Below are 13,658 nucleotides of genomic sequence, written 5' to 3' on the forward strand. Positions count from 1 at the left end.
TCTCAGTCCAGAGGCCGGGGACGCACGGAGAAGTTGCCGAGATTCGTCGCGTACCACTCTCGGGCACCGACGTTCTTCGGAGCGTAGTCCTTCGGCGGTCGGATTCTTCGCTTAGCGTTCCATGGATCCTGTGGGCGTCGCAGGCATACATCGAAGGTCTCGCCCTTCGACTCGGAGAATTTGTCAGCATCGATGTCGAATACGATCTTCGTTCCACGCCCAAATGCCCGGCGTTCGACAACCGGCTCAGTGCACAGGAAGTAGTTGTTCCGCTTCCGTCCAACCAGTACGAGCTGCAGGGGAGCTGCGGCCGATTCCTGGATTTGGCCGAACTCGAGTTCGATACGTGAGCCTTGCGCAGATGGGGTAACTCGCAGTGCGTTCGCGTTGATCGCTTGGACGGACTCCCGAGGGCCGATGTTCGGAAGTGACGCAGGTTTAAGCGCTTCAAGCACCGTTTTCCAACGCTGGTAGCCGACTCCTGGAAGATACTCTTCGACCGTCGTCATCGCGGCCCTCCGCATCGCGGCGATGCGTTCCGGGCCGAGCCCTAGGAACGCTTCAATCTGATCGGCCAGTGCCCCGATGTCACCTCGGGGAGTGACGAAGCCGTTGTGTCCCTGCTCCACCAAATCTCTGGGACCGTAGGTGATGTCGTAGACGATGGGCACACATCCGGCACCCATTGATTCCATCATCGCCAGCGGCAGCCCCTCGCTGGTACTGGTCAGAGTGGAGAAGGACGCGGATTGCAGTCGTTCAGGAACGTCGTTGACGTATCCAGGGAGTTCCACGCGGTCCTTGACGCTGAGATCCGCAATGAGCTGTTCGAGCTTTTGACGTTCGCCGCCTTCTCCGAGGACTGTGAGCGTGATGTCCACTCCTCTGTCCTTCAGTAGCGCTACAGCTCTGATCACATGATCAACCCGTTTGAGCGGAATGAGGTTAGCGATCATCACAGCGCTGTTCACTTGGCGGTCCGTCGGTGCTTCGGCCAGAACAGCCCCGGACGGCAACTCACCTGTCAGGAATTTGATGTTCGATCCGCAGATTCCCGTGGCCGTGACCGCCTCAGCTTGCTGTTGAGTCTGAATCCCAACAGCGTCGAAGCGGTCGAAGTTGCGCATAGTCTCCACTCGACGACGAAGAAACTCCCCGTGCGGTCCGTTCCAGGGATGGCGAAGATGAGAGCCGTGCATGAACAGGACCAGCGCGAATGTACGATCCGAAATCTCGTGGACAAACTCACTGATCTTCTTGTCATCGACGATGAGGACGGCAGGCTCGTCAATGATAGTCGCCGTGATCCAGGCATTGTAGAAGTCTCGTGGTCGATTCCATTCAGCGATCGGGTCGCCCGCTGCCGAGTGGAGAACGAAACGACGACCGATCTTGGGATCCTGCACATCAGTGAGCAACAGGCTGTTATCGCCCCGCAGGTAGTCACGACGGACGATACCGCTGGTGCTCGAAGTGCGGAACACATCGTAGAACTCGGTGATGCTCTCAACCTCACCGTCCGCCTGAGGCACGGGGACTGTTGGAGTCTTCCCACCCAATGAGGCCAGCTCAGAATCAGACCGGTCACGTAAGTCCTGCCAGATGTTGACCAGCTCGACGTGCTCGTTTATCCGTCCTTCTGAGAGCAGCCGGGTCCGTGTCGTGTCTACATCCATTCGCGGACTGAAAGTCAACAGCGTCTGCGACAGCGGATGACCATATTCCTGAAAACTGCGGATCCGACGCAGTGCAGCCGTCGTCATCCCTCCGATAGATTCCGGGATTCCCCAAACAGCGTTGTAGACATGCACCGCGTCGGTCCCAATGGGAACCTTGTGGTCGACCGTCTCCCGAGTGACCTCAGGAGCGCCATGGAACAGTCGATTAATCAGGCTCACTGTTTGCTTCCTTCCTCAGTTCCCACTTGTGTCATCCTTGACCACGGCTGGTTTCACGACGGCAGAGCCATATGACCGTGATGACGAACCTGACGTCGCCAGTTCACGATCTTGGGGCTGTTCGCAGTCTCCCAGTGAGCGCGAACGTTCCAATCGGTGTCGAGTTCGATATATCGCCCGCCCACCGAGATCTGGAGTGAGTCAACATAGTTAATGCCAACATTCTTCAACAGGCCGATGACTCTTTCTGCTATGCCCTCGCTGCGAAGACGAGCAAGATTGAGCACGGAAACCTGTGGATCGAACAGTACGAAATCTTCACTCAGCGTGCTGTGACTGGCGAAGACGAAGTCCAGCGCACCCTCGTAATCATCCTTGAATGAGCTGGCTACCCGTCGCATGAGGGTGAGACCGCTGGTCCGAGCCTTCCTCACGTCTCTTTTCGCTGCGAGAAGAGACGTGCCCAAGTCGATACTCGCAAGTTCTGCGATGTCCGCAGTCACCTCAGCCGCGGCTGGAATGACGACAAGCTTCTCATTGTCGGCAAACAGCGTCGGGAGGAGGGCCTGGACCAGCTCGTCTGTCTCGTTGATGCCAGGAATGGACACAGGGTCAAGCACACGGATCGTGCCCTTGGTCAGTTGAGACCGGATGCCATCGGCTCGATCCGCGGTGAGAGCACCCGATGCCACCCACAGCCGATAAGGACCGGAGGCATGATCGTCTATGGACTGTGCAGCCGTGCTCACCAGATGCTCCTCGCCCTTGTTCACCGACAGATAGACATCAGCAGTCCCTGCTTCGGGCAGGGGGCGTTCGGCCGCGCCGGTCGCGGCAGCGATTTCAGCGCTCGTGACGTCGGGCAGATGGGCCGTGGCGAGGTATTCGTCCGCAACGGCCATATCGGCTTCGGTAATCTCAGTCCACTTGGCATAGACCTCGTTCTCCGAGGCTCCAGAGGCGATGAGTGGGATGATCACTGAGAGTTTGTCCAGGATTCCGGTTCGGATCGCATCGAACTCGGCGTCATTGATCCCGTACAGTCCGCCGAACCGAGAGTCCGACTTGTTCTTGGGTTCGAACTCTACCTCGGCACCCACCGAACGCGCAGGAAGGTTGGCGTGCAGCCGCGACGTCAGCACACGCTTGTACTTGTAGGCGTAGTCGCCAACCCAGCTCAGCGCCAACTCGAGGTTCTCCGGGAAAGTCTTGTCTCGGATCGCGGTGACAGTCTGCTTCTTCTTGGGCCCTTTGCCGCCCTTCATCCAGTCGATCCGCAGTGTGCCGGTTCGACGGTCAGGCTCGCGGGCCGGGAACACCGTATCGATGGTCGTGGTCAGACAGCCTGAGAAGAAGGCAGGGACTCCGACGGCCCGCAGCACTGCCACCGACTGCCAGTCCCGGCAGCCCACGGGCCCATACTTCTTCAGATAGGCGATGGCATCTGGGGTGAGCATTTCGGGATACCGGATGAACACCGACAGCAGGATCGGGCGGAGGTTGGGATGGAACGGAATATTGAATGATTTTCCGAATATGTCGTGCATATACCATCCGAAGGAGATATACCACGTGTCTTCTGGGATGTCTTGGTAAACGTTGCCGTCACGATAGACCTCGACCAGGTTGAGCTCAGCCTCGGGGCCCTCGTACTTCCTTTCGGCTTTGACTGATTTCCGCAGCTTCGAGAAGAGCTCCGTCAGCCCGCTGTCTCCCGTGAAGCTCAGATTCTCATATCTCAGGAGGTGTCCAAGTGAAGCCACCGTCTGTATGTAATCACCGATATTGCGTGAGCGGATGCCGGGCTGGTCGTAGCTGAGCACACCGAAGTTGCGCTTCCCAGGTGTCGTCGGAAGAGGCTGCAGGTGCACTCCGCCGGGAAGCCAATCTCGCATCCTCATGAGTTCGTAATGGACGGACGCCTCAAGGTTATCGGCTCCCCATGCGAGGCGACTCTCGATAAGGGTGCGGACATGTTCGAAGGCATCGATGCAGAAGGCGGATTCGGCTGTGCGCAGCACAGCCTTGGAGGTCCATCGCTCAGTGTCGCCCGTCTGGTTAGAACGTTCGATGAGAGGAAGCGCTTCATCACCAAGTGTGTCAATGGCGGTTGGGTAGTACTCCACAGCCGCGGCGGTGATGAGTTCTCGATCCTCAACGCGTTCGAATTCGGCCCAAGCAACGTCCGGATCAGACGAGCGATGGTATGCCATTCCCAATAGGACTCGGCCGATCTGATCGTGTTCGGGCCGACGGCGCAGGTTCAATCCGATCGAAACAGCCTCCCCATGGAGACCAGCGTCGATGAGCGCTCTGCCAGCTTCGACCATTGATCCGCCCAGTGACGACCCGCTGATCAGAGCTTCAGCCAATACTGAATCCGCCTTCAGGCGTGCGAGTTCACGGAGCTTGGCCTCGACTTCCTTCTTCGTCGGTGCGACCGTCCAACCGTCGGTATCATCGGAGGTACGACCTTTGAGACCGGTTGCCAGATTTCGATAAGAACGAGCCGTGTCAGCCGCGATCTGCTTCGAGCCGCCAACGGACTTCGAGGTTCCTTTGGCACCTGCTTCGCCACGCTCTCGAATGTATCTGGTTCCGGAAGCCCTCTCCACAGCAGGAAGAGCACGCCGAGCGATGCCGTGGACCACGGGTTTGACCAGCTCTCTTCCTTTGCTGATGAAACGGTCGGTCGCTTTTCGTTGATTGCTCACTCGCCTAGTCCTTTGCAGAGGTTTCGGTGGTCCGTCGGTTGTCACGATCAATCGGTTTTACACTATCCAATTCGCCTGATGAATCGGCAAGAGATCATTCTGCTGATCATTCAGTCGAAGGTATCCAAGCCGGTCTTACGCAGCCTGTCATTGAACTGAGGAGCCAGAGTCTCCGCATATGTGGCGGTGATGTGCGCCGTGTCGAAATAGGTGATGACCCCGCCGATGACCGGTTCGCACCGCCCGTCCGGACAGAACCAATCTTCGGGATAGATGATTGACATATGCTTCGAGTCGACCTTCTTGGCTGACGCGGCAAGAGGATCCATCCAGTGCCATGATTCGGGAGTTCCCGAGCACTCTTCAAGCTCATCCTCATGCTTGGCAACGCAGTCAGGCACTTGAATATCGTCCCCTCCTGGATAAGGAGTGTCTCTGACGACAACAACATCTAGCTTTGCGTCGACCCAGCTCTGCAATATGTTCTCATGTCCCTCTGGCGCCTTCTTCTCCGTCTCTTCCCACGACATTCCGTCCAGTGGTGTCGACTGACGTTCTGAAGTGACCACCGCGTCGAATCCGCCGCTTGTTGTGCGATCGACTACCCAATCAGAATAGTCTTGGCAGCCCTTGACTCCCTCTGGGGTACCCAGGTCCTGCGGAAGAGTCGAGATGCTGCAGTTCGAGGCCAGGAAGGTAGTGATAGTCCAGTCGTTTTTCTCAGCCAGCCTTTCAAGAGTCGGCAGCCAGTGGCCCGCGTGCGAATTGCCGACTAGTGCGACTTGCTTCTCGCCATCACCATACGTGCATTCGGGGCGATCCGTGTATGGCTCGCTCGCCCAGCACCCGTCTGCATAAGCCTTTGATTTGTCGTTCTTAGCGGCAGCCGGTTCCATTTGCAGAGATTCCGTATCATCACATTTCGGGTTGTTCTTCGCGCTGGGAAGCAATGCTGCCGCGCCCAGACAGGAATTCGGGTCAGACATCGCAATTTCGAGATTGTCTTTATTCTGCTCGACGATCCGGTCCGAGACCCACATCTGGCTGAGGCCGAGCACGCCGACAAGCGCCATGGCCACAACCGCAAACCCAAAGGTTCTTTTCGGGGTGCTCAGGACCGAGGTCTTTCGGAAGCGATTTTCGACCCAGGTCGTGGATGCCCACGCGACAACGATCGAAACGAGAATGATCACTGCCTTGTCCAAGCGGCCGAGGTTCTCCGTAGTTCCGAGCTTCTCTGACAAATAGGGAACTAGGACGATGAGCGGCCAATGCCAGAGATACACAGAGTACGAAATGTCACCCAGGAACTGCACCGGTCGCAACGACAGAAGCGGGAGCACGGAGAAGCGTCCACGCGAATCCGCCAGAATGACCAGCGCTGTCGAGACCACAGGGACTAGGGCGACATAACCGGGGAACGGCATGTCTCCACGGATCAGGAATGTACCTGCGACGATACCTGCCAGTCCGACCCACCCGATCAGTGAGCTGAAGGGGAGCCGCTTCGGCCGAACATAAATGACGAACACTGCCACAAGTCCACCAGTCGCCATCTCCCACATACGAGTCGGAGTGATGAAGTAGGCGATAGCCGGCTGCACGATCGTGTACCAAACTGAGAACGTCAATGAAGCGAGGAAGACGGCGACGACGGTGAAGCCCACGATTTGCTTTGGGCGTCCCACTTTCTTACCGACCAGAAATGCGAGACCGATGAGCATGGGCCAGACGAAGTAGAACTGTTCCTCGACCGACAGCGACCAGAAGTGCTGAATCGGAGATTGAGCGTTGTCTGCCGCAAGGTAGTCAACGCTTGAACTCGCGAAGTCCCAGTTGACCACGTAGAGCGCGGCGGAGAATATCTGTCGTCCGGTATCGACCCAGATCGATTGTGGAGCCACTAGATAAGTAGCCACTCCCACGACGAAGAGCACGAGCAGAGAAGCCGGGAGCAGACGCCGGATCCGTCGAGCCCAAAAGTCAGTGACATCCCGCCAGCTCTTCGGCGGAGACTTGATCAGGTGGCTGGTGATGAGAAAACCGGAGATGACGAAGAATACGTCGACGCCGACGAATCCGCCTACGAAACGATTCGGCCACAGATGGTAGAGCAGGACGATGCCGACGGCCAGGGCACGTAGCCCTTGAATATCGGCACGGAATCCTGACCTGCGCGGCTTAGGGTCAGTGCTCGGTGGTTTTTCAACATGCGTGGATGTCAACTGCATTTATCGCTTCCAAAACGTTTCTCAACCGGTTGGATCGGACCCGGCTGCGGTCACTGTCGTTCCTCATGCCTGCGGAGCGTTGCGCGGCGCTGCGTATCGATTCTGATCGAGTGAAATGAGAATTTCTGCAGAACCCTGTGCAGAACACAGAGATACGCGCGCGTGCTCGGCTCAGATGACGGGAGGGCGTCCGTGTCGCGACATCCTCAACACGCCTCGTTTCGAGAGTTTCCGTCGGTCTTCGTCCTCTGCCCACGGATCAAGTCTCCAACCCGCACGCCACCCTTCCATCCATGCCCGCAGCTGATGTGGCTTGTTCGCCCATTTCAAACACTGCATCAGTGTCCACGAACCGACGTAGGCCCAGCTGAAGGGCCACGGCAGGTTGCGCCGGGCCAACCAGACGCGGTTTCTTGCATTCATGTAGAAGTATTCGTCATGCCGTCTGGGATCGATCACCGGGTGTGCCACTGCCAGGTCACCCATGTACCAGACTATGTAACCCGCGTCCCACACTCTCCAGGCAAGTTCGATGCCCTCGTGGGCGTACCAGAATGGTCCCGGCCAGCCGCCGCATTCGTCGAATGCCTTCCGCTGCATGCAGACGGCGCCTTCCCAGACTGAGAAGACGTTGGAGGAGTGCTCGGCTTCGCCCTTCTTCAGACGCGGGATCCATCGCTTCGGAGCATCCGGCCCGCCAGGCTCTTCTACCCGAGGTTGGATCAGACCAATTCTGGGTTTCGTCCGCATCAGTTGAGCCATGCGCATCAGCGTGGTGTCGTCCGGTAACCATGCATCGTCATCGAGGAAGAATAAGAATTCGCCTTTGACGTGCGGAACTCCAGCATTTCGCCCGGCAGGGATCCCCAAGTTCTCCGGTAATCCGAGAGTCTTGACCTCGGCTGGTATGCCCTCGGGGTCCCAGCCATTGCCTACGCAGACGACGTCGAGTTCGACGCCTTTCTGCGCCAGCAAAGATTCGAATCCGCGGTTGAGGTCGTCCAATCGCTTCCCCTGTGACAGAACGACAACACCGAACGAGTATTTGCGGCTCTCTTCGAAACGCTGTGACAGAATGCGCGAGGTATCGGTCATGACAACCTCCTCGAGGCCATGATCGACATGAAATGTCCGATGACAGATAGGAGACACAAGGGCGCCAGAATAACGACAAGCCAACGCTCACCGAACAGAGGAGCAGCACCAGCCGACGCCGCAATAATGGTGACGATGCTCGCAACCAAGGCGAGGAGCGACATCTCCACAGAATGATAGATGCGATGGAACGGTACGAATCGAGCTGCTCTTTTGAGCTTCGCAACAAACCCCGGGTTCAGCGCGGTCGCCGCTTGTGAGTCCGCGAGTCTGTCCAGACCGTTGAACGCTCTCGAGACATGAACCATGTCATTGAGTGCTTTGTTCAGCAGAACGAATCCAGCCAGGACGGTTCCGGCCAGCAGGTAAGGGTAGGTTCCGGCGGGATCGTCCCCGAGGTTCTTCCACTCCCCCACCGCTCGAACGCCCAGCGCTACAGCGACTAGGCCTTCTGTAGTGTAATGCCCGACTTTGTCGAGAAAAACGCCCTTTGCTCCGCTGGTCCCACGCCATCTGGCCACTTCACCATCGCAGCAGTCGATGTACATCTGAACCTGCGAGAAGAACACCGCCAAGACTGCTCCCCAGATCCCGGGAATCAGCAAGCTGGCGGCAATGCACCAGCCGGCGAGGATCATCAGACCTGTGACTCCGTTTGCGCTGATCCGCGTACGCACGAGAATCATCGTGAAATAGATCGAAAAGTGTCTGAGATAGAGCTGCGCGCTCCAGTGCTCAGCGTTCTTACGGCTGCGGACCTCGATGGGCTGAGCTTTGGCTCGAAGCTCAGACAAGGTCGGGTGCCTCTGCGGTTCCCGTGTAGACACACCCGCTCCTCTCTGCTTCAAGGCAAGTGTTTAATGTTGTGAGGCATTCTACTTTCACCGCATCGGATGCCCGTGAGAATGCGCAAGGGTGAAACGAATAAGGATGGCAACCAAGCGGTCAGGACTTGCCGAGCTCCGTCTTGATCCGAGTCGTGGAAATTTCAGGGGTGCGGGGCAGATACACGACCTCGCATTTATCTTTGAGGAAGTCGAACTTGCCTTCCCAGTCATCGCCCATAACAAAGGTGTCGATATGGTATTTCTCGACGTCCGTGACCTTCTGCTCCCAATTGTCCTCCGGGATGACAAGATCAACGTAGCGAATCGCCTCGAGCATGTGCTTGCGCTCCGCGTAGGAGAAGTAGGACTTCTTATCCTTACCGGCGTTGAACTCGTCGCTGGAGAGTGCCACGACCAAGTAATCACCCTGTTCCTTGCACCGTTGCAGCAAACGGATGTGACCATAGTGGAGCAGGTCGAAGGTGCCATAGGTAATGACTCGGCGCATCAGTCCTCATTTCAATCGTCCAGGAGAGCACAGTCCAGCGTGACTGGACACAGGTACCCAAAGAATTTCATCGTAACTTTACCATTTTGTTACCTGGGGGCTGAATTCACTGCGACGACCAGCCGCTGCTCGGGGCTCCCTCATACGGTGTGTCTCTCAAGGCCTGCCAGTCAGGTTGCGGTTGCGTTCGGCTATGACTTGCTTGGTGGCCGAATAGAATCGGTCGATTTGTGCCCCCTGAACGGTTGAACCCAGATAGTACTCACACAGTTGCGCAGCCGTCTCGACAGAATCCGTCTGGTTGGACAAGAGATCGATGAGGCTATCTTCTGAACCTTTGCCGATAGTGGGAGTGCGTTCGAACAGGCCGCCAGGCAACACCATGGAGTCAGACTGGCAGGGCTTGATCATCACCAGGGGTTTACGAGTTGATAGCCAGTCAAAGGCCACAGATGACATTTCAACCAGGGCGCGATCGGCTACGTCGAACTGCCAGGAAACATCTGATGTGACATCCAAAAGCCCCCTCGGATCCGAGTCAATGATGGCACAGACTTCGTCCAAAGCTTTTTTGAAGTTGCGGTCCCGCACTCCCGTACGCGGGTGTGGGCGGAAGATCACCCGAAATCCTGCAGCCAGCATGTTGGAAACGAGCATGGCCCCATTGTCGGCAAGTGTGCCATAGGCCATCGATGGCGAATCGCCTTCCCACGTCGGCGCATAGAACACGGTCATGCCTGCAGGAGCTTCGGCGTCGAACTCACGCCATGCCTGGGCAGTCTCACGCGGGCGGTCAAGTTGGGGACGACCGACATCGCGTAGACGCTTCGAGTCCAGGCCCACTAGGGAGTGCTCAATCCTCACTCTCGCCGCTTCCCCCGCGGTGAATACATAATCGTAGGCTTTGAGCTGGTTGGAGATCATCGAGATCTTCTCGCTCTCACCGTGGCTGAGATGCACGTGGGCCGGGTTCGGATAACGCAGGGCCTGAAAATTCGGAGTTGACTGGTTGACATAGAAGACGGTCCTCAACGACGAGGACATCATGAACGAGTCAAGGCCCTTCGTGAGACGCGAGAACCGAACTGGGAGTTGGGTGACATTCCTCAAGTGCTTCGCCACCATTGGGCTGCGAACGATGATTCCAAATGGCTGATCACCGTGGCCTGATCGCTTCAACTCGGCTTCCAGCTGCTCGAACGGCCAGAGCCACTGTTCAAGCTGATACACCGAGTCCATCCCGACGCCGAAGTACGCAGCGGCAATGAACTCGTCCGTGTCCTGAGGATAGAAGTCAGCGGAGAGCCTTGACTCGTGAATGCGGTCGCGGAACTTTCGCGCTCCAAGCTTGGCCGCCGATTGGGCGAAATTGGCGCCTTTGACCGCTTGATGCGACAGGTCTTCCGGGAGATTGGTCATAGGACTATTGTGCACGTGCAGATTCGAAGACCCTGAACCGACTCTGCTTTTTTACGCAACGTGACTTGGTATTATCATCAGTCGAGCTGAGCGAAGAGCTGTGCTCGCGGCCTTTCTCGGCAATCTCCGAACTTTTGTCCCGTTCCACCGATTTCAGTGGACCGGGACCAAGAAGATCAGCCGAATATCACTTGGGTGAATTCGTCGACGACCTCTTTATTGTAGGCATCACCGTCGAATGGTGATGCCTGCACTTTCCCATCAAGGTATGCCTGCATCCCATCTGCCAGTGCCGCCTCATCTGTATCGACGATGAGTCCCCCGCTGCCTTCCATCGCGCTGTGCACCGACCCGAACCTAGTTGTCACGATGGGCAGCCCGAGGACTCTCGCCTCTAGGATCACAATTGGCTGTCCTTCATAGTCGCTGGACATGACAAAGCAATCGCACGCGGACATCACCGAGTAGGGATTCCGCAGTCGACCGGTGAACTCCACCGATCCAGCCATACCCAAGGAGACTGTCAACTGTTTAAGCTCTTTTTCCAACGGACCTTCGCCGATGATGACGAGCTTGGCCCCTGACGTCTCTCGTGCGACCAGAGCAAACGCACGAATCAGCCGAGCATGATTCTTTTCAGGCGATAGGCGGCCCACTGTGACAAATGTTGCTCCGGCTCCACTACCGACAAAGCTTGACAGGCTCTGCTGGCGATTGGCCTCAGAGATGATGTCTTCGAACGAATATGACTCTCCCAAAGCCTTGACTGCATCCCCCAGGTTCCTCAACGAACAGTCTCCGGCAGCAGGGTTCTCGATCAAGGTTCCACCGCTGCCAGATCGGATCCGTTCAACATTGATCGTGTTGCGGGCACTGGTGAATTTATCACTGGGGGCATACATACCGAGGTTCGTCCGGTTGATCTCATTGAGGTCCGGCGAAACTGAGACCAAGGCATCGAAATCACGGTAGAGCTTGAAAACTCCAGTCAGGTTCTGGAAATGGGGACGAGACCCGTTCACTTCCCGTTCTGCGTCGGCCTCGAGGTCGTTATGCAGCCAGATTGCCTTCTTTGCGGCCGTTGCATGCGCCACGATTCGCGTCCAGTACGAGGAATATCCACTGAAATCAACCGCTGCATCGAATTCGGCATGACCGAAGATCCGTCGCCATTCCCAATCCCACACTGCTGTGTCTTTGTCGCTGTCCGGCATATCGCCTACCGACGCTTTGTCCAGCTCCTGCATACTGCCCAACAGAGGCAGCTGGAGAATACTCGGATCTCGGATCAGCTGTCTGACATGCCTAGGAATCATTGCAGCATTTTCTTTTCGGTCCCTTTGATTGGACCGATAGAAGAACGCTGTGATGTCGTATTCACTGCTGTCTATACTGTTCAGAAGATTCAACGCAGATGATGTAATCCCATTTGTGATCATCCCGCCGAGATAGATGACGATCTTCTTGCGGCCGTCGCTGAAACCTCTTTTGACGTTGTAGCCAGACTCGCGACCACCGAAGACGATATCGAGAACTCGCATACCAGCTTCCCCGTCGTCGTGGGGAGTCAGTTCTGTTGACAGTTTCGCATAACGTTCGCACTCGTCTGGGAATGCGGATTCGAAACCGCTCTGGTCGCGCAGCTTCGCAACATTTTCGTTGAGTTCTTCAACTGATCGGGAGACAGGGCCTGGCAACTCTGAGGTCTCAAGATATACTCCACGGTCGCTCGCATAACTATCTGAATCCGGAATGTGGAAGGCGACGGGTCGTCCTGTAGCCAGATAGTCAACAAAGATACTCGAATAGTCCGTGATCAACAGATCAGTGATGGCGAGCGCTTCATTTGCCGGCACGTCGTTGTGGATCAGGAAATCGGAGAATTCAGGGTCCTCAACCAACTGATCGAAGATGACTTGATGCGCCTTGAGGAGTATGACCCAGCCGTCGAGCTCCGGGTTCGCACGCAGTGCTGCAAGCGTGGCCTTCAAACGGCTGGCGTCAGCGCTTGGCCTGTAGAACGATTCTCCTCGCCAGGTGGGGGCATAGAGCAGAACCTTCTTCCCCGCTGTCTCGATACCTCGGTCCTTCAACGACTGTCTGGCCACGGCACCGGCATCGGCCTTGAACATACGATCAGACCGAGGATAGCCTTCTTCGATGATGGCACCTGTATACACATTATTCAGCTTGTATGCGTTCAGATACATCTGATTGGTCATAAAGGAGTTCTGGGACAGCAGATAGTCCGCAGACATGAAATTCCGAAGCACGTTCCTCGCACCGTCTGCACCGCCTTCGATGTCATAGCCCATCTTCTTCAGCGGAGTGCCGTGCCACATATTGATGTAGGTCTGATCAGGTCGCTTGACGAACTCGGCTGGGAAGGTCGCGTTGTTGACGAGGTACTGACTACTCTCGAGCTTCTCGAAATAGGCCGTTGACTTGTATCTGACGAAGTTCACCCGCGGATGCTCCGCGAACTTTGCACGGAACTGTGATGACCACGCCTTGTCGGACAGCACCCACGTGTGGTGGAAACGGTCGAAACGCGGGTCCTCAAGCATCTGCCCGAACAGAGCCTCCGGATTGCACAGAGCCCCATTGCCTGAGAACGACTCCCATATGACGGTGTCTCGCTTCAGCGGTCCGACCAGAGCCTTTGAGAACGCCCTAGACCGAACGGCACTCGACACCGATCGCTTGTTCTGGCGCAGCTGACGTGACCACTGAACTCTCTCTTTGCGCAAATAGGCAGACATTGCAGACGGAAAGACGTTCAGAAGAACACGCTTGGTCCGGGGTCCTATTTGCAATTTTCTCCATTCGATAGATATGACCGCGGTCACGGCCTGGGGATTGACGATCGAAGTTTCTGTATTCAGAAGACGCCAAGTATTGTATCGACAGAGCAAACGTACACCGACCAGACACTCCATAGACGCTTCAATTTAACCAACTATTTA

8 protein-coding genes are annotated in these 13,658 nt (G+C 56.5%); all 8 read right to left on the reverse strand.

Features of this window, described 5'->3' with window-relative positions:
• Positions 1-2: 2 nt before the first annotated feature.
• Positions 3-1,898: a glycosyltransferase gene (locus tag JTF07_RS03860; RefSeq protein WP_204232971.1), complete on the reverse strand. Its 1,896-nt coding sequence runs from the start codon at positions 1,896-1,898 to the stop codon at positions 3-5.
• Between the two features lie 53 nt (positions 1,899-1,951).
• Entirely contained in the window at positions 1,952-4,612 is a 2,661-nt protein-coding gene (locus JTF07_RS03865) for a glycosyltransferase family protein (protein ID WP_204232972.1), read from the reverse strand.
• A gap of 110 nt (positions 4,613-4,722) precedes the next feature.
• Positions 4,723-6,843 carry an acyltransferase family protein gene (locus tag JTF07_RS03870; RefSeq protein ID WP_204232973.1) on the reverse strand — a complete coding sequence of 707 codons (2,121 nt, stop codon included), beginning with the start codon at positions 6,841-6,843 and terminating at the stop codon, positions 4,723-4,725.
• Between the two features lie 171 nt (positions 6,844-7,014).
• Complete coding sequence (locus JTF07_RS03875; protein WP_204232974.1) at positions 7,015-7,938, reverse strand: glycosyltransferase family 2 protein; 924 nt, start codon at positions 7,936-7,938, stop codon at positions 7,015-7,017.
• Positions 7,935-8,732: a CDP-alcohol phosphatidyltransferase family protein gene (locus tag JTF07_RS03880; RefSeq protein ID WP_204233580.1), complete on the reverse strand. Its 798-nt coding sequence runs from the start codon at positions 8,730-8,732 to the stop codon at positions 7,935-7,937. Before JTF07_RS03880 ends, JTF07_RS03875 begins: the two co-directional genes overlap by 4 nt.
• Positions 8,733-8,883: 151 nt before the next feature.
• Positions 8,884-9,273: a glycerol-3-phosphate cytidylyltransferase gene (gene tagD / locus JTF07_RS03885; RefSeq protein ID WP_092106519.1), complete on the reverse strand. Its 390-nt coding sequence runs from the start codon at positions 9,271-9,273 to the stop codon at positions 8,884-8,886.
• A 156-nt stretch (positions 9,274-9,429) separates the two neighbouring features.
• Positions 9,430-10,692: a CDP-glycerol glycerophosphotransferase family protein gene (locus JTF07_RS03890; RefSeq protein ID WP_204232975.1), complete on the reverse strand. Its 1,263-nt coding sequence runs from the start codon at positions 10,690-10,692 to the stop codon at positions 9,430-9,432.
• 176 nt (positions 10,693-10,868) lie between these two features.
• Positions 10,869-13,631, reverse strand: coding sequence for a CDP-glycerol glycerophosphotransferase family protein (locus tag JTF07_RS03895; RefSeq protein WP_353843864.1), 2,763 nt, complete (start codon positions 13,629-13,631; stop codon positions 10,869-10,871).
• Between the last annotated feature and the right edge of the window lie 27 nt (positions 13,632-13,658).

This window comes from Brevibacterium sp. RIT 803 (genome assembly GCF_016892625.1).
Taxonomy (GTDB): Bacteria; Actinomycetota; Actinomycetes; order Actinomycetales; family Brevibacteriaceae; genus Brevibacterium.

Bases quoted from the DNA above. Each gene is read 5' to 3' on its own strand.
- JTF07_RS03875 (WP_204232974.1), bottom strand. From the start codon at position 7,938: ATGACCGATACCTCGCGCATTCTGTCACAGCGTTTCGAAGAGAGCCGC.
- tagD (WP_092106519.1), bottom strand. From the start codon at position 9,273: ATGCGCCGAGTCATTACCTATGGCACCTTCGACCTGCTCCACTATGGT.
- JTF07_RS03890 (WP_204232975.1), bottom strand. From the start codon at position 10,692: ATGACCAATCTCCCGGAAGACCTGTCGCATCAAGCGGTCAAAGGCGCC.
- JTF07_RS03870 (WP_204232973.1), bottom strand. From the start codon at position 6,843: ATGCAGTTGACATCCACGCATGTTGAAAAACCACCGAGCACTGACCCT.
- JTF07_RS03895 (WP_353843864.1), bottom strand. From the start codon at position 13,631: ATGGAGTGTCTGGTCGGTGTACGTTTGCTCTGTCGATACAATACTTGG.